This is a genomic window from Sphingobacterium sp. UBA5996, from assembly GCF_002429765.1.
Taxonomy (GTDB): Bacteria; Bacteroidota; Bacteroidia; order Sphingobacteriales; family Sphingobacteriaceae; genus Sphingobacterium.
The window spans coordinates 105,403-126,379 of record NZ_DJAS01000022.1 but is presented as its reverse complement, the minus strand read 5'-3'; the positions used below and the strand labels follow the sequence as shown (position 1 = coordinate 126,379).

Annotated in this window: 24 protein-coding genes; 11 read left to right on the top strand and 13 right to left on the bottom strand. The window is 35.7% G+C overall.

What is annotated here, in order from left to right; genetic code table 11:
* Positions 1–116 precede the first annotated feature (116 nt).
* The 3 genes from B3E00_RS16945 to B3E00_RS16935 form a co-directional block, all read right to left on the bottom strand.
* Entirely contained in the window at positions 117–932 is an 816-nt protein-coding gene (locus B3E00_RS16945) for a KilA-N domain-containing protein (protein ID WP_293884891.1), read from the bottom strand.
* A gap of 256 nt (positions 933–1,188) precedes the next feature.
* Positions 1,189–1,581 carry a hypothetical protein gene (locus B3E00_RS16940; protein WP_293884892.1) on the bottom strand — a complete coding sequence of 131 codons (393 nt, stop codon included), beginning with the start codon at positions 1,579–1,581 and terminating at the stop codon, positions 1,189–1,191.
* Complete coding sequence (locus tag B3E00_RS16935) at positions 1,565–1,837, bottom strand: hypothetical protein (protein ID WP_293884893.1); 273 nt, start codon at positions 1,835–1,837, stop codon at positions 1,565–1,567. Before B3E00_RS16935 ends, B3E00_RS16940 begins: the two co-directional genes overlap by 17 nt.
* Positions 1,838–2,087: 250 nt before the next feature.
* Here B3E00_RS16935 and B3E00_RS16930 point away from each other — a divergent pair, with 250 nt between their 5' ends.
* Both B3E00_RS16930 and B3E00_RS16925 read left to right on the top strand, forming a co-directional pair.
* Complete coding sequence (locus tag B3E00_RS16930; RefSeq protein ID WP_293939428.1) at positions 2,088–3,827, top strand: IPT/TIG domain-containing protein; 1,740 nt, start codon at positions 2,088–2,090, stop codon at positions 3,825–3,827.
* Positions 3,828–3,843: 16 nt separating this feature from the next.
* A complete protein-coding gene (locus B3E00_RS16925; RefSeq protein ID WP_293939426.1) occupies positions 3,844–5,580 on the top strand; it encodes an IPT/TIG domain-containing protein in 1,737 nt (578 codons plus the stop codon).
* Positions 5,581–5,866: 286 nt separating this feature from the next.
* Here B3E00_RS16925 and B3E00_RS16920 read toward each other — a convergent pair whose 3' ends face one another.
* The gene (locus B3E00_RS16920) at positions 5,867–6,268 is read right to left on the bottom strand and encodes a hypothetical protein (protein ID WP_293939425.1); all 402 of its coding nucleotides are present in this window, start codon (positions 6,266–6,268) and stop codon (positions 5,867–5,869) included.
* A 544-nt stretch (positions 6,269–6,812) separates the two neighbouring features.
* Between B3E00_RS16920 and B3E00_RS16915 the strand changes: the two genes are divergently transcribed.
* The 8 genes from B3E00_RS16915 (at position 6,813) to B3E00_RS16880 (ending at position 12,102) form a co-directional block, all read left to right on the top strand.
* Complete coding sequence (locus B3E00_RS16915; RefSeq protein WP_293884898.1) at positions 6,813–7,064, top strand: type II toxin-antitoxin system Y4mF family antitoxin; 252 nt, start codon at positions 6,813–6,815, stop codon at positions 7,062–7,064.
* Positions 7,039–7,377, top strand: a complete 339-nt coding sequence (locus B3E00_RS16910; protein ID WP_293884899.1) for a HipA N-terminal domain-containing protein — start codon at positions 7,039–7,041, stop codon at positions 7,375–7,377. Before B3E00_RS16915 ends, B3E00_RS16910 begins: the two co-directional genes overlap by 26 nt.
* Positions 7,367–8,320, top strand: coding sequence for a HipA domain-containing protein (locus B3E00_RS16905; protein ID WP_293939423.1), 954 nt, complete (start codon positions 7,367–7,369; stop codon positions 8,318–8,320). Before B3E00_RS16910 ends, B3E00_RS16905 begins: the two co-directional genes overlap by 11 nt.
* 108 nt (positions 8,321–8,428) lie before the next feature.
* Positions 8,429–8,704, top strand: coding sequence for a hypothetical protein (locus tag B3E00_RS16900; protein ID WP_293884901.1), 276 nt, complete (start codon positions 8,429–8,431; stop codon positions 8,702–8,704).
* 271 nt (positions 8,705–8,975) lie between these two features.
* Positions 8,976–9,308 (top strand): DUF6984 family protein, encoded by a 333-nt coding sequence (locus B3E00_RS16895; protein WP_293939421.1) that lies wholly within the window; start codon positions 8,976–8,978, stop codon positions 9,306–9,308.
* Positions 9,305–9,670 (top strand): hypothetical protein, encoded by a 366-nt coding sequence (locus B3E00_RS16890; RefSeq protein WP_293939420.1) that lies wholly within the window; start codon positions 9,305–9,307, stop codon positions 9,668–9,670. Before B3E00_RS16895 ends, B3E00_RS16890 begins: the two co-directional genes overlap by 4 nt.
* A 24-nt stretch (positions 9,671–9,694) precedes the next feature.
* The gene (locus B3E00_RS16885) at positions 9,695–10,909 is read left to right on the top strand and encodes a hypothetical protein (RefSeq protein ID WP_293939419.1); all 1,215 of its coding nucleotides are present in this window, start codon (positions 9,695–9,697) and stop codon (positions 10,907–10,909) included.
* Positions 10,906–12,102: a hypothetical protein gene (locus tag B3E00_RS16880; RefSeq protein ID WP_293939418.1), complete on the top strand. Its 1,197-nt coding sequence runs from the start codon at positions 10,906–10,908 to the stop codon at positions 12,100–12,102. Before B3E00_RS16885 ends, B3E00_RS16880 begins: the two co-directional genes overlap by 4 nt.
* Positions 12,103–12,325: 223 nt before the next feature.
* Here the strand turns inward: B3E00_RS16880 and B3E00_RS16875 are convergent, their stop codons facing one another.
* A complete protein-coding gene (locus tag B3E00_RS16875; RefSeq protein WP_293939417.1) occupies positions 12,326–12,487 on the bottom strand; it encodes a hypothetical protein in 162 nt (53 codons plus the stop codon).
* A gap of 184 nt (positions 12,488–12,671) precedes the next feature.
* On the opposite strand from B3E00_RS16875, the gene B3E00_RS16870 reads away from it, so the two are divergent.
* Positions 12,672–14,435, top strand: a complete 1,764-nt coding sequence (locus B3E00_RS16870; protein ID WP_293939438.1) for a DUF4365 domain-containing protein — start codon at positions 12,672–12,674, stop codon at positions 14,433–14,435.
* A 203-nt stretch (positions 14,436–14,638) separates the two neighbouring features.
* On the opposite strand, the gene B3E00_RS16865 is transcribed toward B3E00_RS16870, so the two are convergent.
* The 8 genes from B3E00_RS16865 to B3E00_RS16830 form a co-directional block, all read right to left on the bottom strand.
* Positions 14,639–15,076 carry a hypothetical protein gene (locus tag B3E00_RS16865; RefSeq protein WP_293939416.1) on the bottom strand — a complete coding sequence of 146 codons (438 nt, stop codon included), beginning with the start codon at positions 15,074–15,076 and terminating at the stop codon, positions 14,639–14,641.
* A gap of 6 nt (positions 15,077–15,082) precedes the next feature.
* Entirely contained in the window at positions 15,083–15,583 is a 501-nt protein-coding gene (locus B3E00_RS16860) for a helix-turn-helix domain-containing protein (protein WP_293939415.1), read from the bottom strand.
* Between the two features lie 7 nt (positions 15,584–15,590).
* The gene (locus B3E00_RS16855) at positions 15,591–16,145 is read right to left on the bottom strand and encodes a hypothetical protein (protein ID WP_293939413.1); all 555 of its coding nucleotides are present in this window, start codon (positions 16,143–16,145) and stop codon (positions 15,591–15,593) included.
* A 453-nt stretch (positions 16,146–16,598) separates the two neighbouring features.
* Positions 16,599–17,312 carry an AAA family ATPase gene (locus B3E00_RS16850; protein ID WP_293939411.1) on the bottom strand — a complete coding sequence of 238 codons (714 nt, stop codon included), beginning with the start codon at positions 17,310–17,312 and terminating at the stop codon, positions 16,599–16,601.
* 99 nt (positions 17,313–17,411) lie between these two features.
* The gene (locus B3E00_RS16845) at positions 17,412–18,218 is read right to left on the bottom strand and encodes a DUF6896 domain-containing protein (RefSeq protein WP_293939409.1); all 807 of its coding nucleotides are present in this window, start codon (positions 18,216–18,218) and stop codon (positions 17,412–17,414) included.
* A 470-nt stretch (positions 18,219–18,688) separates the two neighbouring features.
* Positions 18,689–19,213, bottom strand: coding sequence for a hypothetical protein (locus tag B3E00_RS16840; protein WP_293939407.1), 525 nt, complete (start codon positions 19,211–19,213; stop codon positions 18,689–18,691).
* Between the two features lie 345 nt (positions 19,214–19,558).
* Positions 19,559–19,945, bottom strand: a complete 387-nt coding sequence (locus B3E00_RS16835) for a hypothetical protein (protein ID WP_286710021.1) — start codon at positions 19,943–19,945, stop codon at positions 19,559–19,561.
* A 12-nt stretch (positions 19,946–19,957) separates the two neighbouring features.
* Positions 19,958–20,896: a hypothetical protein gene (locus tag B3E00_RS16830; RefSeq protein ID WP_293939404.1), complete on the bottom strand. Its 939-nt coding sequence runs from the start codon at positions 20,894–20,896 to the stop codon at positions 19,958–19,960.
* Positions 20,897–20,977 lie beyond the last annotated feature (81 nt).

Here is a 20,977-nt window from a genome sequence, read left to right as displayed (position 1 = left end):
GAATTCTCAGAATTGCTACAAATATGTTTGCTTTATTGGGGCATGAAGCTATTTTTTTTAAGTATGGACAAGTTTTAATCATTGTAGAACCTTTCTCTAAAAATACGTGTGATTTTCTATTTCAATTTTTTAACAGCCTTATTTTCTACGAGCGACTTCATTTGGGTTACCGCTACTTTGTTCAGTTGTATAAGTCTTTCATTTTGTGGTAGGCCTTGTTGGATCAGCAACGCATTTATACTTTCCATGTTGCTTAGCACGACCAACTGTTCTATAATTGCGTAGTCTCGAATATTGCCCTTTTTGTCAGGATTAGTATCTCTCCATTGTTTGGCTGTCATACCAAATAGTGCGACATTCAGTATATCGGCTTCGCTCGCATAAACGAAATTCGCTTGCTGCTTGGTAATTTCAGCTGGAATGAGGTTTTCCTTTATTGCATCAGTATGGATGTGATAATTTACTTTGGCTAGTGTCCTTTGTAAATCCCAGTTCAATTTCAAACGATCATTTTCTTCATCTTTTAGACGCTGAAATTCTTTGATTAAGTAAATTTTAAAATGTGGGCTAATCCACATGCCGAATTCAAAAGCTATATCAGGATGCGCATATGTCCCCCCATATCTTCCTGCGGTCGCTTTTAAGCCGATAGCATTTGTCTTCTTAACCCAATCTTTAACACTGATTTTATAACTGTTAAGTCCGGCTTGACTTTTAATTATGGCGAATTCGCCATAATTAAAAAGAGGGTTATAAATGCTTTCCCAAATACCCAGATATTCAACTGTGTTTCTGTTTCGAAGCCAGTCAGAAATGAAAAAGTCTCCATCTTTAGCTTTTAGCATATCAGTAAGTGAAATAAACTCTTTTCCATTGTCGAGGATGATTGTTATTTCCTTTCCCTGTACATTAATCTTTTTATTCTTTGCCATATATTTAGATTTGATAGTTATTCTTCGTCAGTTTGAAAAAAATAGACGGAATAATTGGCTATTACAGATTTTATTTTAAGCGAGTAAATATACTAAAAAAAATAGTAATACATGGGCCGATGTTTATAGGGTATCGATTCTAAATGATCCATATCAATTCTCATATTATGATGGGCTTGGGCTCCAGTATTATTTATTTTTTTAATAACGTGAGATTCTTATACTACATGTTTTATCATTTCCTGATTTGAGCTTGTTAGCTCGGCATAACTACATTAGCTTTGGAAAAGTCAATGTTTTTGTACCTATCTTTCATTTTCTTGTCGAGTATGACCTTATCGTTCGTGAATGAAACAGGAGGGGTTTTAAAATGCCAGGTTCCCAGATAGTTTAATGAGTTTTCTGTAATCTTAAAAGTAAAGCGTTCTAATTTGTCTATACTTATCAGGCCAGCATTTACTTTATCTTCAAAACCATCTGTTGTATCCGTATTCTTGAAAATATATTCTGTATACATTTTGCCACCATACCACTTACTATTGGTCCACCAATAGTTTAGAATAGCGTAGTTACCCGGCTCAATGGTATATATGAAGGTGTTTTCCTTTGATGATTTGAATGTTGGCTTCACCCTAAATGCTTTCGCCACTTGACCTGCCGTTTACATTATCTTTCTTGCCGATGATTATTAGCGGATAAAGTTCTTTAGCTCCTTTTGCACTTAGGAAGAAGTTAAAATGATCAATTAAATAATTTCTGTTCTTGACTCGCGCTCCAAATTCACCCAATGCTTTGTTATAGCTTATCGTTTCTATGCTGTAAAGATCGTCCATAGTCGAAGGACGTAATAGAACTGTATCGTTTTCAAGGATCAAATCAGACGAAAAGAAAGTTTCTGGAATCATTTTTTTAAATCGATGGTAATATTTTTTTAATTAAGTTAATTTAAAACAAGTTCCGTATAATTATCGATTATTTTGTGATTGCTTTCAACGGTTTTCTATACAAAGCTAATATAGAGAAAGTTTAAATATCTAACGGTTTGTCCTTATTTTTCTTTCGAAGTAATCTATCCATTACTTTTTTTATTCAATTAATTTTTTATATCGTAGAATTGTCTGTATTTTGCAGACGAGATTTAGCCTATTTGATCCGATGAATTGTAATCATGTAATTAAGCAAATTACTAGGAGGCAGACTATAGCTTTCCTATGTAGTATTCTTATATTTATAACAGTTTCCTGTGTAAAGGAAGAAACCGTAGTACCTCCCGACAATAATCCCACAGAGGTCGTCATTTTGACACCGGAGAGTAATGCAGGCAATAATTTGATCCTAGCAGCTGAAGTCAGATATTTGAACAATAGTGATGCCATTCAGTCGCATGGCTTTTTAATTGAAAAATATAGCGACGAGACTCCCGTAAAAAAGGAATATGCCATTACCACAAGTTTACAATCAGGTCGTATTACTTTTAAAGTTCCCGACCCTGAGCATTACAAAGAAGGTGATTATTATACTTGTAAATACTTTGTTCGGACGGAAAAAGGGCTTTATTACAGTCAACCCGCTAGGTTTTTGGTAAGTAGCCTTAGGGTAAAGCCCAAGGAAGATCTCACAGTTGTCGTAGGGGAGATCATCACTGTTGATGGCGAGTTTGGCGATGCTGAAAAAAATTACGGTTTATACTACGGTTACGTACCATCCGAAGAGCAGAAAGTGCCATTTGAACTTATCAATTCGGGCAAAAGTATTCGTTTCAAAGTCCCGGCTGGAATAGAGCAGGGCAATAATGCGACCTTTAGATTAATTGGCAAAGAAAAAAATGGCGGACAATTAAGCGTTATTGTCGCTCAAGGTTTTATTCTGGCGACATTAGTTCCCCCTGCGATCTATACATACTATGTCGATGAAAATCTTCAGTTACCCTCATCTATAAGAGAATATAATGACAATGCCAGGCTGCAAGTTTTCGTCGGTAATGTTTTTTTGAAGTACTCCAATTACTTGAGACTTTATGACTTTGTTAAAAGTCAGAAGGGTAAGACTTTTCCGATAGGGTACACGAATGGGCGCGACACGATCACCTTTCCACAGCCTTTGCAGCTTAAAGAAGCTGATCCCGATGAGTTCAAGATGATCCCAGAGTATGTTCATCCGGGGACTAATTTTGAAGTAGTAGGGCCAGATCCTGGTCGATTTGATTTTTATGGTTATGCTACTGTTGGAAATAAGAAAGCCTATTATTTACTTCGGGATAATACATCAAAAAAGGGGGAGTTAGCCATAGACGATATTCCAGACGGTGAGTACTCCTTGGAAATGAAAAATAGTTTCTTCAGCTATACAAGCAACAATAAAATTAAAGTAAAGAGCGTACATATCAGTTCAAGCAGTCATACGGAATGTTATGCTGGAGATAAAATAAAGTTAAAAGGTACATTTATACTAAGGCGGTCTTATGGATTGCGTATTGATCCGGCTCAAGAAAGCTATTTTTCAACCTGTAATACGTCGGGTGAGATCATATTTGAAGTACCTGCTACCAAAGCCGGAAATTATCAAGCTCAGGTGACATATCTCAGCGAGATGGGACAACAGAAAAATTACTATTCCAATGCTATTCCATTGCAAGTCAAGGCTACTGTAATCAATTCGGTCTCTCCATTACGTGCTACAGCAGGAACCCTGATTACGATTGAGGGACATGGATTGAATGGATACAAAGTGCGAATCGCGGATAGGGAGATTCAACATACGCTATCCCAGAACGATAAAATACAGTTTAAAGTACCGGATGATCTACCAAAAGGTAAATATCGGGTGAACGCCAGATTTTTTAATTATGTCATTGAAAACGTCGTTTTCGCTAGTGATTACCTTGAAATACTTTAATCGCAAAAAATAAGTTATGAAAAAGACCAGGTCTATATATATAGTTGCATTTTTTTTGCTTTGGCTATCTATAAGCAGTTTAAGCATTTTGGTTGGGTGCAAAAAGAAAGAAGTCATCGAGCCTGTCGATTACAGTCCCATTCAACTGGAAACCACTACATTCAGTGATTTGGAAGATAAAACGGTTACCTTAAATGGACATATAGCTCGATTAAACGGGATGCCTGTGGAGGATTACGGATTCTTAATCCAAAAGGTAACCACCACAAACGGCGAGAAGGAAACTGTTGTCAGCTTGGGAAAAAAAGCTACAGTCGGGAATGTCACATTGAAATACCAGCACAACAGTAATTTTGAGTTGGGAGATCGTTATCGGTATACTTTGTATGTCAAAACAAAGAATGGTTTCTATCGTGGCGAGCCCAATACGTTTGAAGTGGATGGAATTAAGATCAATCTTTTGGAAGATAAGCTTGTGCCTAATAACAATAAAGTAACCGTTACTGGTGATTTTCAGTTCCTCTCCGAAAATATAAAGTTATATTATCAGAGCCAAAATCAGGGTGAGCATGTCATACCCTATCAAGTCGGTAGTGATCGAAAAAGCCTTAGTTTTGTTTTTCCAAAATCTGATAACTTCTATCATGGAAATAAGGTGTCTGTTTTTTTACGTGTTAAAGATCAATCGGGTTTTGCCAGCAATAGGACAATAGCTAACATTGAAGTTTTAGGTGTAGCCAATCCACCCGTAAAAACTAAGTTTTATCTAAACGAGCCTATACCCATCACGGGCAACGCAATAAAATGGGATGGAATGCCTATGTCGGCGCCATTTTATATGCTGATCAATGGAAAAAAAGTTGAATGCTATCACCAGGTCAATTTATATGAAATTGAAAGCCTAAAAGGAGGCAAATTTCAATTGGGCTTCCATAATGGGAAGGATTCCGTTATTTTCAAAGATTCCATTGAATTGATCAGACCGCTTGGTAGCAATATCCATTTTACAAAAAAGGTGATCCATTCTCCTTCCTTAATGAGGATCGATGGGATTGATATGTATACCTATCTCATGAATCCAGAAAAAGCTAGTTATTATCTAGGTAAACATAGCATCGCCCATTCTTTTGATAGCAGTACCGGGAGTATAGAGACATTTACCGTACGCGATGTCCCAGATGGCGTTTACACTTTTGGATACAGTAGCCCTTATTATTCAGTCAGTTCTACGGAGCGAGTAGAGGTTAGGACCTTGAAGTGGAATACACCAGCAGATTTGACAAAATTTGTTGGTGAGCCATTTACGATTACAGGCAACTTCATCGAGGGTCAGACTTATTCGGTTATCGGAAATGGAATTTACGAGTATCCTGTTGCTCGAGACGGTAAAATACAATTTGCTTTGCCAGGTTATATCATTGGCAGTACAGAAATTCAGATCGGTTATAGCGTAAATTACAATTATAATGAGAATTATTATTCACCCCAAAAACAGCAGTTATATATTCGCAATTTTGAAGTCACTAGTATTAGTCCGTTAAAAGGGTATCCCGGTGATGTCGTCACGATTAAAGGTCGGGGGCTCAGCCAAATAAATGTGACCATAGGTGGAGCATATGCTACCAGCGTTTTTCGAAGTTCTGAAGAACTTCGATTTATCGTACCGGCATTTGCATCCAGAGGAAAAAGCGAAGTTATCATGACGATGCACGACAAAACCATGAAGTATAAAGATCTTTTTGAAGTTTTATAGCTCGCTGAATCCCCAGAACTTGCTTACTCCTGCAGATCGGGAAAGTTACTAATGTGCTTTGGAAATTACATCAATTGTGTCTAGGGCTTTGAGGTCATCACAAAGCTCCGGGCACTATATCAAAGCATTTCATTAACCTGAGAAGCGAGTGTAGTTTTACTATTTCCTTCTTACAATTCCCAATTCTCCAACTTCGTTTTGCCTTTGAAAGAATCTATTGAAAACCGAAATAATTCTTCCGAATATCCATTGTAATAAACGATATATTTTCCATTTCCAGCTAACTTCACATAGCTTGAACCACCTGTGTCATAAAAGAAAGGTCTTCGATACAGTTCTTTGCATTGAGGTCATAACAAACGATCCAAGTCGTATATTGTTGGTCCCATGTAATCGCATATATCAACTTGTTTTTCGTATCAGATTGCCAATAGTTGCCTTGGATGGGTTGACCTATTGGTGTTTTTGTTTTATAGTTGATCAATTGATTTCCTAAGAACGCCAGATCTTGGAAAGGTAGGATGCTAATCTCATCATAAACAAAGTTCGAGACCTTCTTTATCGGATCCCAAGTAAAAAAACCTTGATAATTTTCTTTCATTCCAAAGTCAATACCGTTATATCCCAAATCAAAATTGTTATAAAAGAGTCGCGGATGAATAGCACCTTCCAGTCCTAAAATTAACACACTTGGTGGTACGATGCTATTACCTCTTTTGTTTTTTCATTTCTTCTATCTCTCGCTTTAGCCGATCTCGATCTTCTTTCTTTGAAAATTCTTGTTCCGTTGCAGAATAATCGTACTTGAATAGTCTAGCTTTTATCTTAGTATTATTGACAAAAATACCAAAGTCTATGTTTGCTATCGTAAGCAAACCAAATGCTTCATAGCTAGGCTTACTATCAGGCGGTTTGGATATCCTCTCAAGTGGAGATTTTGATACCGTTGCCTATCCAGTTTCGAAAATCGAAGACCATTCGATTCGGATGATTTTTTCCATTTGAATATTATGCTGAGAATTCAAAAATCAATTTTTACTTAGTAATATCCGAAATCTCCATTTTATACGTAAATGCATATAGTTTTAAAATAGTCTGCTTATTTGTATGCTTTTACATATAATATTGTTGCCTTTTTTTGTTTTATACGTTTTTGCATATAGTTATATCGTATTATGTGATATTATATGTTTTTGCATATAAATGTATATATTTGTTTAAAGTTTATTATTATGATGACATTAGCGGATTTTGTAAAATCAAAGAGAAAAGAAGTCAACCTAACACAGGAAGAATTTGCTGAACGAGCTGGTGTGGCATTAACCGTAGTCCGGAAAATCGAGCAAGGAAAGGAAAACCTAAATTTGGAAAAGGTGAATCAAGTTTTGAAGATGTTTGGACATACTTTGGCACCGGTTAGCTCAAGAGAAATAACGAAATCAGAAAATAAAAGAGATTATGAGGCGGGCAGATATATATTATAAAAATGATTTGGCTGGTAAACTTACTGAAACGAATGAAGGACAATATATTTTTGAATATGATGAGATGTACATCAAGAATTACCCAAATCAGTTCCTGACTTTCACAATGCCGGTTGTAGAAAAACCATATATTGATAAAAGATTATTTCCTTTTTTTGAAGGGCTGATTCCAGAAGGCTGGTTATTAGATATTGCTTCCAAAAATTGGAAACTGAATCGAAATGACCGGATGGGATTGCTTTTAGCCTGTTGCCAAAATTGCATAGGAGCGGTAAGTGTGCAACCAATAATACATGATGAAAATGAAGAATAAAAATTGCTTATACTGTTATCGAGAATTAAATGCAGAGACAGAAGGTGACTTTCATGAAAGTTGTAGCTTGGAATTTTTCGGGACCAAACAGCAACCTGTTTTTGAATATTCCATGGAACAAATGGGGGAACTAGCAAAGAATATTGTCGAAAGAAGTGTCGCAGTTCCAGGAGTGCAACCAAAATTGTCTTTATCTGTAGTTAATGATACACTTAATGATCCTGACAGAGGGCGTTTGACAGTCATAGGAGCTTTGGGCGGTAATTATATTTTCAAACCACCTTCCGAAATCTTCCCTGAAATGCCGGCGAACGAACACGTTACAATGCGAATTGCCGAAGCATTCGGGATCAATGTAGTGAAATCAAGCCTGATAAGGATGTCTTCCGGGGAATTGGCCTATATTACCAAACGGATAGATAGGACAGACACCGGAGAAAAAATCCATATGCTGGACATGTTGCAGATTACGGACGCTTCCGATAAGTATAAAAGTTCCATGGAAAAAATAGGGAAGGCCCTAGATGAATATTCAGATAACACCCTGTTAGATAAGAGTTATTTTCTGGAATTGGCGGTGTTTAGTTTTTTGACGGGCAATAATGATATGCATCTGAAAAATTTTTCAATGATCGATGGTGGTAATAGTTGGAAACTAGCTCCTGCTTATGATCTTTTAAATGTCACAATATTAAATCCGGACGATACAGAAGAACTTGCGTTAACTCTTGAAGGAAAAAAGAAAAAGCTTAAGTGGCAGAATTTTGAAAATTTAGGTAAAACAATGGGATTGAATACTAAACAGATATCTAATATGGCCGGGCGTTTTCTGAAAAATAAACCGTTGGCATTCAAATGGATTGATAATTCATTTTTATCTCAGGATTACAAGGACCTGTATAAACAACTGCTTGATCTTAGATATGAGATTCTTAACATGTAGAGAAGAAAATCCTTAAATTATGGATTATTTGTGGGATTTACACACATCGTTTCACTTCGATAATTAGCACGCAAATAATAGCGCCACATTTTTATAACAGGAAAACTTATGATAAAGTATTTCAAAGAACAGCGAGTACCATTTTTTATTGCTTTGGCCTATGTTGGAATAGGTACCTTGTCGGTATGTTCGATTCTTACTGGTGATCCGTTTTATAACGAATGGTTTGTTGTCGGTACGGTATTTACATTTCCGGTATCAATTATAAGTTTTGCATATCGCTATGCGGAAGGAGATCTACTTTACCCTGTATTTATCATTCAGGCAATTATGTTTGTACTTACTTTTTTTATTCTGAGCCATCTATTAAAGGCAGAGAAATAAAAAAGAGCAGTTGAAAATGACGATGAAAAAGCGGTGATAATCGCTATAGCAACAGTGTGATATTAAAATATACATCGCTATAACGTATAAAATTTTCATAGCTCACACCTAGCGACAATCCCTTCGTAAATGTCCGAATCCCCTATTATATACTGTTTATGTCCATCATAAAAGGCTTGGCAAATAAATATAGCAAAAGTTTGAATTGTTTAAGTGATTATTGATCTTTATATAGATAAATCTTTGATAAGCCAATAGAACTATGCGAAATATGAAAAGAAGACTTCGCTCTGCGGAAATCAAGCTGATTTCCCATTTGGTGCGAGATACACCAGAGGGAGCCGGTATTATAGCTTCATTGGAAGACTTGTTTGTTGAAGAAATGGACGATGGTGGAATGGGCAGCCTCCATGTAATTATAGAAGGAGAGGATCATAGGCGTTCTGGCGGTGTGCTAGCCGATATGGATTCTCACGATGTCGACGGAATGTATTTGCTTATCTCTGTTATCGTGGATACTGACGATAATTTTTATGAATTAGATATTTTCAAAGGTGATTTTTCTCCTTTGATACAGTTACCTGATGTATCAATAAATTTATGATGCGGTATCTAAACAAAGATGAAATTCAATCCAGATTGAGATTAGGAAAATCAGTGGAGCAATGGTTGGGTGTTGTTCAGGAAGCAGATCATACCATACTCAGATGGTTAAGCATTGATAAGGAAAGCGACGAAAGCTTTTCTGTGGCCTATTTTGAATCCTTTAATGAGGGAAATGAAGACTTCTTGGACATCTATGCGTTTTCGTTGGTTGATCCTGATGAGCCATTTGGCGTGATAGATACTTTTTCTTCAGTTGCTGATGCGGTAGAATTTGCAGAGGCGACCTACAAAGCCTCTCCTAATAAATACACTGCTGCAGGAATGATTCAGGAAGAATATAGGGATTATATTAATCGATAATTTTTTGGTTAGAAAATATAGAAAATGAAAAGTTATGTATTATTTATTTTTGTTCTTTTATTAGAGGTTCGAGCGTCAGCGCAGTCTCTCTATTCCGCCAATCTGGACAGTGCCAGTCTGTTTCCAACAAAACACGGGCATTTCGAAAACTATGCATTTGTACTGAATGGAAATGTTATTGAACAGGATTCTTTGATCAATTATGCCGGCACGAAATTGAATACTGTGTTTCCTTACCCTATCCGTTTGGGAGGGCTCCATTACAGTGGAGCTGTTTATTTCCACAACAAAGAATACTATGCTCCCCCTGTACGTTATGCCAATGATCCGGCCTATTTTGTCAATGGTAGACAGGTTAGCCCATATCGTATTCGTTTGCTCAAAATAGAAGTATTCAATAAAATCTCCAAGACAATACCTGACACAACAATAGACGGTAAATTATACAAAGGTTCCATTCACATCGATACTGATGAGGACGTTTTTGCGAATCGTATTCTACTGCCAGAACTGATTGAAAAATATACCCATTTGCCGCTCGAAAAGGTCATCGTCCATTGGCGTGGTCTAGGTAATCGTTACACCGATGAAGACGATATTGGTACTATCATTGATGCAGGTTTCCCAATCCATTCGTACAACCTAGGCAAAACGGATCCTATCGGTAACCCGGGCATTCGCACCATAGAGATCGATCGTGTCCGTTTTGCGGAAGGCGAACGTTATGTTGTTCATATCGTCGACAATACGTATAAATGGCGGAATGCCAAGGCAAATTTAATTTTTAGTGATCCACTGGCCGTTGATACAATATCCCCCTGTTACTTGCCTGATTTTGACGAAGACGGTTATTCCATTTTTACCAGTACCGAAATTTCTGCGCAGCCTTATAAGGGTAATAAAGTCTATTTGAAAAAACTAGCTACGTCAATGGGATTATCTACGGAGAAAGCGCCTACCGCAATAAGGGATTCAATCCTAGTACAATTTGTTGTGCTCAAAAATGGAATGCTCTCAAGACTACAAAGCCTAAGCCCCGAAAGAGCCTGCCATGGAGATATACTAAAGGCGATCAAAAATAATGCTTGCATTTGGTCTCCCGCAATAATGGGAGGACGTCCAGTATATGCTTGGGTGAAAATGAAAATTTTATACAGCACGGATTCTCGGGGAAATATTCGATCCCTGGATCATATTGGAATTCCATATAGTATAAGAGAATTAAAAATAAACCCATGAAGATAATATACACTACCTATTACCTGTTTGTTTTTATATTTATGCTATTAGCATCTAGGACATTATCTCAACAGGTAAATACCAGTGGGCGGGATAGTTCGCTATTATTTCCCAAAAGTTATGGCGCGTTCGAAAATTATGAATTTATCTTAAATGGTGGGACCATCAGCCATGAAGATTTAGTCAATTATCCCGGAGCAGTGCTGGGTAGGGCATTACCTTATTCGACTACAGCAAAAAACAGATACCAGGGGGCTGTCTACTTCCATACTCCCTGGTATCCGCCATCACCTTCTGATCAGTATGCCGACGATCCGGCGTATTTTATCAATACGATACAGGTCAGTCCTTATACAATTCGGGCATCAAAGGCAAAATACTATAAGCAGATCCGTCGATCAGCACGGGATACGCTGATAGATGGTATATCCTACAGGGGTTCCATCCATGTAGATACTGAAGAAGATTTTTTTGCTGACCGTATTGCCTTGCCAGAACTTATCAGGAGATATACGGGCTTGCCTATTGAGCAGGTTACCGTACATTGGCATAGTGGATATCTTAATCCGTTGAATCCCGGCGTTACCATTCATCATAATTTTTTGTTGTATTATATCGATCCCAGGGGTATTAAGCAGATTAAGGTCGATCGGATCCGCTTTGCCGAAGGAGAACGCTATTTTGTGCATTTAGTGGACGATGGCTATCCGTTTAGCTATTATACAAAAAAGGGTTGGCGTTCACCGCAGCACACCTATTTGATGTTCAAGTATCCACGTGTTTTCGATCCTTCTGCACCCTGTTATTTAGCTGATTTTGATACAATAGGTACGAGAATATACCATCGTGCGAAAGAAGAACCCCGTCCTTTAGGAGGGGAGGAAGTTTATGTAAAAAAACTATCGGCTATTATGGGGCTGCCTAAAGGAAAACTGAAAGGGGCAATGCGTCTGGATTCAATCACTGTCCAATTTGTTGTACTTGGAAATGGGCAGATTACCATGCTCGAATCCATGGCGCCTCTGCAACCAGAGCATATAGGCATATTAAAAGCTATCAAACAACATTCGTGTGTGTGGCCTGTTGTGTGGGAAGATGGACGGGTTTTGCTCTTTCGGCGAAAAATGGTTGTTTATTACCATAAAAATAAAGCAGGAAATATGAAGTCGCTAGATCGGCTTGAATATCGATAAAAATGGAAATTAAATTTAAAATTGAACAATTATCATCTTCTAATTTGGATTATCATGAAGAGCTAATTCACGAAAATATTAAAACAAGAAAGTTATTCGATGCTATTTATCAATCATGGAGTAGGTGTTGGGGCAGTAATTGAATAGCACTGATTTTATTAAAAAACAACGCACGAAAATGAAGGTTCGTATAGATTATAAGGGCTCTGTTATCAAAATATAACTAGCCCTTATTCCTATACTTCGAATCCCCAGGTTTGTGTTTGTGCGGTTTCAGATCCTGATGTTTGGGTTTCGTTTCGGGAGTAACCCGTTGTCTTCTGTCGGGTGTGCCGTCTTGTTTCTTCCGCTTTGGTCCCGGTTTGATTGCTTTAATTGTTTCCATATAAAAAATGTTTTTATCTAAAATACAGTTAGATAAGGAGGTTATTTTATGGTATCCCGTAGAGTATTATAAAATTCTGAGGCTATAATTGCATTTTTGATTTCTCGATAGATAATCATTAAATTTAAGAATGAGCCATAATATTGCATTACCTAAATCAAGTCGAGAAGAGTAGCTAGAAACTATTTCTCGAAATCTGTTGTCGCTTAAATTTGATCCTTCATTATTTGAACTTCGTTCTGAGAGTCAACGAGACAAAGGGATTGATTTTATAGGTGAAATCAAGCAGAATGGTGTGTATACCAATTTTCGTTTTGCCATACAGCTGAAATCTACTGAGTCTAGTAAAAAGTTAAAAGATGGATCTATAACATACCCAATTGAAGTAAGTAATTTGAATTATTTAGTAAATTTTGGAATTCCTTCCTATTATATTCTATATGATTATCCCGCAGATCAGTTTTATATAGAATCAGTCGGAGAGGTATACCGCAGTTTTTTTGATAAGTATAATTCAAAAAAAACTCCCAAAACATACAAAGTCAAATTCAGACAAGCTCTTGATCATGCAAAGATTGATATGATTTTTAAGGAAGCTTTCGATTTTGGTAATGTACAGCGTAATGTAGGAATGCATCTTCGATTAAATAACAATGAAGGAGGAAAGTTAAAAGGTATTGTTATCGATGATATTCAAGAGGTATATAATATCGATCAAAACATAGCGTTTATTGAAAATTATGGCTATGAGTTGCTGAATCAACATGCATTCTACAGGATTATTGAGATAGAAGAGCGCTCCCATCCGAGAGATAATGCTTCAGCAACATTTAATATGGTATGTGGAATAGCCTACTATCATCAACATGATTTATTGAAAGCTATTAACTTCCTTAAACTGGCTTATAGTGATTTAAATAGTTTGCATCCAGAAGATCAGGCTATGGTCACATATACGCTAATCCAGGCAAAGTATTTACTTGGGATAATAGGGAAAGATGAATTTAGTAAAGAGATTGAAAGGGTTGTTGAGAATGAAAATGTAGGAACATCTTTACAGTTTGAAAATCTCTATAACAAATGTTTTGAAGGAAATGAATTTGGAGCGGAACAGTTAAGGAAGTATTATGATAGTGTCATCAAAATTCTAGACAATAATCCGCAGTTCGCAGATATGCGGATTGTTGCCTATGCTCATGTGCTAAAAGCCGAAGCGAAATTATTATTGTACGAGCTGGTTGGGAATTATTTAATTTCAATTGGTAGAAAAGTCGACGCCTATCGTGACTTACTTATAGCAGAATGGTTGAAGCTGGATGAACAATATAACGATCAATTGAAAGAGCTAGTGAAGTTTGCGAAGGAGAACCACAATTTTTTAGCAGTATGCAATCTTTTATGTGTGAAAATAGAGTGGGAGTTTACGAAAACATACTATTTTCATTCCTTTAGTAATTGGAATAAAGAAACTCTCTCAATTAACATTGATATAAGAATAGAGGACCGTGATTTTTTACTTCTTTTATTAAATGATCTAGATCCAATTTTGGATACTTATGATAAATTACAGCATCGTAGAAATCAGTTTCATTGTTTGGTGTTACGGTTTGAGATCTTACATTTTTTAGGAATGAAAAATGAAGCTGATACCTGCATAAATTTGATGGAAAAACTAATAGAAGCGTATGAATTGAACGCCTTGCATAAAAATCTTGATCAGTTGGCTAATGGTCATACAAGGTCTAATTTATTTATGGAAAAATTTATCAATCAATGTAAAACAGTAGATCGAATAGCGAAGAATGGAGGGATGTATGAATATTTATATAAAGATATATCCCCAGAATTGAATGCTTATCTTGGACGAAAACCGAAATGGTCGCTTGCTGGGTTATTACCTCTTATTTATCCCGAGATTCGGATGAATACTAGTTTGGAAAATATATAGTACTAATTTTCTTTTGCCTGATTAGAAGCAATAAGTATGCATTTAGGTACTAAATAATTTTCCCTCAGTTTTGGAATGATTTAGAAATGAACACCTCTATCTTTCAAATCGATCTATTATGTAATTTATCTTTCGTAGGCCAAAACTAAGTGATTTTTCGAGAGAGGAGATGATAATATTCTTGTAATAAGTTGAATTATTGACTATACTACTACATCTTCTTTAAACATGGTGTTAAGCTCTAAGACGCCAACTAGATATTTGTTAAATGGCGTATCAGCAGTTTTCTCATGGAGGATGCCACGAGCGGTTCCTAAAGTTATTTCAGCAAGATGTTTTGCAAAGTTTCTCGGCAATGTTATGTGGTTTTTATCCTTGTCGGATAGACTTTCCAAATCATCACCATTCATCTCAAACTCGCAAGAAACTTTAATCTTAATAAATGGTCTTTCTTTATCCAAAATTGTGTAATCCATTATACAGCTAATTAGGTTGGTGTTCTCATAAGTTTCGAATAACACCTCTATTGTCTGTTGAGAAGGTAAGGTCGGTGATAAATCAGGCGCTTCACCGATAGTTGCAAATTGCAGCGTTTGAATCTTGTGCAACTTAAAATGTATACTAATAGATTTTTTTTCCACGACTAACTATGTAAATTGTTCTTCACTACAATATTTAGAAGTTTCTGTTATTGGCGCGCTTTTTAAAGCGTGGGATACATATAAATTCTTTGCAGGACGTTGTATAGGTATTACAACAATATTCGATTCGAAAGTCTCCCACAATGAACTTATATGTTCTTTATAACAAACCGCTTTAATATTAAGTTTTTTTATAAAAATGTCATCACTTTTGATTTCAATTAGTTGTATCCCAAGAACTTTTTCTATTTTATCAATAGTGTCCATTGTGAAATTTTCAGATCCTTTCACCCATTTGCTCACTTGTTGTTGACTTACTCCCAGTTTTTCACTAAACTCTTTTTGGGATATACCCAATTGGCGCAAAGTTCTAAGAATCTTTAACGCGATTAATTGAGATTTTCGGTGTATACTTTGTTCAGCTTTTTCCTTTTTAAAACGATCAACAGCATTACTTTTCTGCATTCCGCCAAAAGCTTCTCGAAGTTTTTCAAAATTATTTGCCATTTGTGTCTTAATTTTTATTTGCGAATTCTATATACCCATAATCAGTGTCGTCATCGATGCCCAATTTTTTTAAATAATCTGCTACATATTTAAGTTTCTTCAATTCTTGTGCCGTATGTTCTCTTTCTTGCAATTGTTTTGTCAATTTTATTGCCCCACCTGTAACTACATATTTATTTTTACCTAATCGAATAGCATATAGCCTTAGCATCGATGCTGTGGTATCACTTCCATACGCTTTAGACTCCGATCTTTTTATGGTTATATCATTTTTGTGCAACGGTACAAAAATATGGCTATCGAGATTTCCTTTTTCTGCATAATAAATAATATCGTCTTTGAAAGCCTGGGCTTCATCTAGCACTCTATTAACGGCATCTTCGCAACTTAAATTCCAAAATCCATCTTGGAGATCACTTTCATTTTGATAAAAAAACTCTTCTAAGTACTCGATATCGTCCCATTTTGAAAAGCAGTCATCAAAGCAATCTTTTTCATCTTCTTTATACTTTATTGCAGCTAAGGAATCTTGGACTATTTCAAAGATACAATCAATTTTCATAAAATCAACTTTTAGGTTTACTTTTATTAAATATTATAACACGGCTAACTTTAAAGACTAATACAATAGTAGTTAAAATAAATCAAAAATTGTCTAGCCGTTATTATTAAATTTTTATTTGACGGCTATTTGATTTTTTCCATATTAACCTTCGTTTTTTCTGTCTTTTTATTTGGGGGTTATTTGGTTGTGTCCTTGGGAACTGGGATGACGGTGTACTATTTTCCGCTTACCTCAATTTACTAAACTAAATTTAAGTAGCTATTTTAGGGCGAGATTACAAATGTAGTTGTGTGTTGTCTGTATACCTCCACTTCCTAAAAACTTTATGTTTTGAGAATTTGGCTCAGTGCTTGCTGGTAGTTTAGGGCCAATGTTTCTCTCTTCCTAATTAAGTCTTATAGTTCCCCAATGAGTTCTTTGCATTTATTTTTGTCTTCCATTTAGTTTGATTTACAAATCGAATCCCAATTCGGATAGCATTCGTTCGTGATTATTCATAAAATACTTCATCAATTTATACTGTTCAGTATCCTGATATGCAATTAATTTTATTCCATTTTCAGTTACCTGATAGATATCTGCTTCGGGATAGGCCATCAGAATAGGGGAGTGTGTTGCAATAATAAATTGCGATCTAAGTTCTACAAGCTCTCTTATTCGGCTCAGCATGTTTAACTGGCTTACGATAGATAGTGCTGACTCTGGCTCATCAAAGATATAGAGTCCGTTTCCGTTTAGGCGATGATGTAATAATGAGAGAAAGCTTTCACCATGAGAACGTTTGTGTAGTGATCCACCATAGGATTTCTGAGCTTCATATTGATCTACTGCGGTGGCTACATTATAAAAACTTTCAGCCCTGAGAAAATAGCCATCTTTGTTGCGGTATGCCGTACGTATCACTTGGATATCTTCGAATAAAGCGGAATGAGAATCCATGGTGCTAAAATTAAAATTACGGCTTCCACCTTCTGGATTAAAGCCTGCATTTATAGCTATAGCTTCTACGAGAGTCGATTTTCCGATACCATTTTCTCCGACAATGAAGGTCACTGGACTCCGAAACTTTAGTTCATCCAGTGCTGACAATGATGGAATATTATATGGATAATTGCCACGGTCTTCCAGCGATTTCTTATTTCGGATTTGGCTAATATAAATCATCTATTATTTAGTATTATTGATTAAACGGAGATATCCCTACGGCAGTAATTCTGTCATAATTATTATAAATCTATAGATGAAAGACTGTTATCGCTAGGCTCATCTTTTTAGACTAAGAAATTTCCAAAGGTTGAATTTGGATTTTTTCTTAATTTCCTCAATATGTTTTACGAATATTTTTTCTAAATCCAAGTCAGATTTAATCTCAACTTTCTCTCTATCTGTGACGGCAATGCCAGTGTGGCCAGGGACATTAGAAGGTATCTCTTCAAACTTTCCTAAGGCGGTCATTTTTTCTATTATTTTTAACCCATCAGCATATTCTTCAAAGAGGGGAGTTGATAGTGGGTGATAGTCTGGTGAAGATAGGATAAACTTCACAAAAAAATACGGATCTAAATCCCCAAACTCAAGCCCGAAGACAAGCGGAACTTCAATATACTGCCCGGTTATTATATTTTGAAAACCACAATGAAAACCATGGACAAAATATTTCCATTCTGCAACTTTTCCGATCTGTCGTTCATCCCTCTTTAACTCATTAAAAGTATCCAGTGGAAAATCCTTGTTTAAATTTAAATCAAGTTTGTCAACCAGCATAAACACTAATTGTTTGCCTAGTCGCCTGTAATCTTTTGCACATTGCTCAAAAAAGTTTTGATGATCTTCAATTTCTTTATCCGTAATGAGTTTTACAATGTTTAGTTCAGGGTCGATCTTATGGATCAAGACTTGAAAACCAGAAAGAGTATCATCAAGATATTGGCCAATTTGTTCGCGCTGTTTGTTAATCTTTCCTTTAAAAATAAGTTTTAGGGCTCTTTCTCTTGAAATGGATTTGATTTCATCTACTGATGGAAGTTGGTCAATTGACTTAATAATAATAACATCTGTTGTTCTGTCCACAAAGCTAATTTAAAGAAAATTTTGTGCAACAAGTGGTCATGCAGAGAGAATAGCCTTATTTTAATTTGACTATAATTGATAATTATTCATAATAATTGCGTTGAAAATATTGTACCCTCCTTGGGAATTTAGCTGAGTTTCGCCTCTCTTGTTAGTTTACTTTTGTCTATACCCAAGTCATTACTGAACAAATCAACCAGTATTTCTTCAATTTTGCTTTTATTAAAGGTGCTTGGGTTGCGTCTAGATTTCAAATAGCTTTCCCTTGTCATTTTTTTTACTACTTGACCAACAGTTTGCAGGTCAAGTATATTGCCGAATTTTCTTGCAAACCAAAGTCCAACAAAATACAAATTTGCTGTAAAAATAGCATATAGTATTTTTTAATACGCCATTGAAAATACTGTTCGTTTCATAATCCAATAATCTATTCAAGCCGCGTTCGTGATCATCCAATGTTGCTATTGGTCTTAAGCTATCCAAGTATCCTCATATTTAACAACCTTCCATTTGCCTTTTATTTTTTCAAGAATAAAATACCACCCCTGGCCACATAATCCACCGCAGATATGATCCACGGATACAAAGGCTTTTTGACCGTCACGTGTCAGGATAGGTAAGTGGAAGACCAGTTTCGTTAAGAAACGTTCTTCCTCAGTCAATCTATTGCTGTCTTTAACCATATACTTGTGAGTGATCGATTGGGGAATGAAGACTGTATCCCTGGCTCTTGTCTGATTTAGGAAACCGATTGAATCCTGCATGTTATAACCAAGATGGTCAAACAATTCCCGGATTCCAATAGCATCCCCCAGAGGATAACCCTCCTTATAGGACGTATGTATCAGATCTTTTTTAAATTTGTTTTCAATATAAGTCTCAGGTTTTTCAGTTATGATCAATCGATTGATGTAAGTGTCATGGTTAAATATCGCTTCTAGTATTTCCGCATAGTCTTTTTCAACTTTAGAATAATCAAAGCGTTTATCTGGCATTCTTGCCTTAGGTGCTTTTTTAGTGGAGCTTTGGCAAGCTACAACAAGAAATAAGAAGGGTATTAAGAAGTATACTTTCATAAAATAGGGCAAATGATTTTAAAGATGATGTCAAAAAGTCTTCTTTTCCATAATGCAATTTACTAAATTCATACATCACGTTTTTATTTATGATACTGTTGGAGGAGAAATTCAGAATTGTATCTTTTGGGATTGAGGTTAGGATAGTAAGATCTCAATGAAGTAACTAACACTTCTAACATATAGAGAAGACAATCTTAAATTATGGATTATAGAGCGACAGGAATTGATGCTGTTATATTTTATTCAATGATCCACCGTCAACTAACTGAGCGGTTCATTCCATTGAGGTATACCGATAAACATATCATTTACAAATTTTTCTGTATACCGCTGCATTCCAGTTTCCTCCTTATCAAAGTAGGTCTTTATTTTTGAGCATACTTTAGGGTTGTAGCATAACTTGACGCGGAAGTTTTCGATCCATTCTGCCCGTATAACAATGGTAATTAATTTTTTCGTATCTCTGGACAATCCGATTACGGTAATATCTTGGCACATCCCAGCATACCAATCAATAATATACACTTTGGTGCCCGGGCTAAACTGTTTCGTGCCATAGCGGGTTTCTATTTTCCCTTGACCATAGCTAATTTCCTGTTTGATGTTAGCTACCAATGTCCATAATGGTATAGGTTCTAAATGATCCATATTTATTCAGCGCTATTGTAGATATGACGCCATCGGTGTCTGTCGAAATGTTTTAGTTTTCAATGATAGTGACGTCAAGTCATCAATAATGATTTCATCTATTTGAAAATCGGTGATTATTTTTTCCTGAATGTTTGCATAATCTAAGGAGTCAATTATTTCGCCTGAGAGGATATCGAAAATATATAATGTACCTCCTGCGTACGCATTTTGGCCACTTTCAGGCATAAATCCATGAATACAACCTAAATTGCTCTTAGTTGTTATGATATTGTAACACCAAATTCTATTATCTTTTTTAAATTTGGAAAAATTTATTGACCATATCGGTTTCACCACATTGTCGTGTGTAAAGCAGTGCAATGAATTTTTTTTGTCACTTATCAATAAATAGGCTTGGGTATTATCAAATTTGATCCAACTCGTACCGCCTACATTTTCAAGTTTTATTTCATCGAAACAGTGATTGTCAAAGTGATACCTCAAAATAGATTTTTTCTCTGTTGGAATATAAATAATATTGCTTTTAAGGTGTAAATCTGCATTGTACAGACTTTTGTCGACTTTATCTTTTTTGAAAACTACCTCACCGTTTTTAATATTTACACAACATAGTCCACGATAATATTCAAGTAAAAAATAGTTAGATGATTTATCTATTATGCTTCTATATCCCAGGAACTTTTCTGTAGAAAAGAGTTGTTGTTTAGTCTCAATGTCAAAAGCTGTAATTGTCGTTTTATTTACATTTCGTATTGTTAGCCAATTTTTGGAATTCAAAAGTATAATATGGCCATTAGGGGCAAAATCTAAGAGGCGGAATTCTTCAAAACCAAGATTATTTAGAATATTTAGGTTTGAATCTGTAAAGATTAAACCTTTTTTATCATCCTCTATAATAGCCTTATTAATTTGTATTCTATTAATAACTCTTTTATTTTCGATTCTCATATTGCAATGCGCTAAGAGTCTTGTTGTTATATTTTATAATGCTTGAGATTCTTACATGACATGTTTTGTCAATTCCTGATT

Bases quoted from the DNA above. Each gene is read 5' to 3' on its own strand.
- B3E00_RS16885 (WP_293939419.1), top strand. From the start codon at position 9,695: ATGAAAAGTTATGTATTATTTATTTTTGTTCTTTTATTAGAGGTTCGA.
- B3E00_RS16835 (WP_286710021.1), bottom strand. From the start codon at position 19,945: ATGGATCATTTAGAACCTATACCATTATGGACATTGGTAGCTAACATC.
- B3E00_RS16900 (WP_293884901.1), top strand. From the start codon at position 8,429: ATGATAAAGTATTTCAAAGAACAGCGAGTACCATTTTTTATTGCTTTG.
- B3E00_RS16895 (WP_293939421.1), top strand. From the start codon at position 8,976: ATGAAAAGAAGACTTCGCTCTGCGGAAATCAAGCTGATTTCCCATTTG.
- B3E00_RS16930 (WP_293939428.1), top strand. From the start codon at position 2,088: ATGAATTGTAATCATGTAATTAAGCAAATTACTAGGAGGCAGACTATA.
- B3E00_RS16850 (WP_293939411.1), bottom strand. From the start codon at position 17,312: ATGATTTATATTAGCCAAATCCGAAATAAGAAATCGCTGGAAGACCGT.
- B3E00_RS16910 (WP_293884899.1), top strand. From the start codon at position 7,039: ATGAGGCGGGCAGATATATATTATAAAAATGATTTGGCTGGTAAACTT.
- B3E00_RS16855 (WP_293939413.1), bottom strand. From the start codon at position 16,145: ATGAAAATTGATTGTATCTTTGAAATAGTCCAAGATTCCTTAGCTGCA.
- B3E00_RS16860 (WP_293939415.1), bottom strand. From the start codon at position 15,583: ATGGCAAATAATTTTGAAAAACTTCGAGAAGCTTTTGGCGGAATGCAG.
- B3E00_RS16890 (WP_293939420.1), top strand. From the start codon at position 9,305: ATGATGCGGTATCTAAACAAAGATGAAATTCAATCCAGATTGAGATTA.
- B3E00_RS16840 (WP_293939407.1), bottom strand. From the start codon at position 19,213: ATGCCAGATAAACGCTTTGATTATTCTAAAGTTGAAAAAGACTATGCG.
- B3E00_RS16905 (WP_293939423.1), top strand. From the start codon at position 7,367: ATGAAGAATAAAAATTGCTTATACTGTTATCGAGAATTAAATGCAGAG.
- B3E00_RS16945 (WP_293884891.1), bottom strand. From the start codon at position 932: ATGGCAAAGAATAAAAAGATTAATGTACAGGGAAAGGAAATAACAATC.
- B3E00_RS16875 (WP_293939417.1), bottom strand. From the start codon at position 12,487: ATGGAAACAATTAAAGCAATCAAACCGGGACCAAAGCGGAAGAAACAA.
- B3E00_RS16830 (WP_293939404.1), bottom strand. From the start codon at position 20,896: ATGAGAATCGAAAATAAAAGAGTTATTAATAGAATACAAATTAATAAG.
- B3E00_RS16935 (WP_293884893.1), bottom strand. From the start codon at position 1,837: ATGATTCCAGAAACTTTCTTTTCGTCTGATTTGATCCTTGAAAACGAT.
- B3E00_RS16925 (WP_293939426.1), top strand. From the start codon at position 3,844: ATGAAAAAGACCAGGTCTATATATATAGTTGCATTTTTTTTGCTTTGG.
- B3E00_RS16880 (WP_293939418.1), top strand. From the start codon at position 10,906: ATGAAGATAATATACACTACCTATTACCTGTTTGTTTTTATATTTATG.
- B3E00_RS16915 (WP_293884898.1), top strand. From the start codon at position 6,813: ATGATGACATTAGCGGATTTTGTAAAATCAAAGAGAAAAGAAGTCAAC.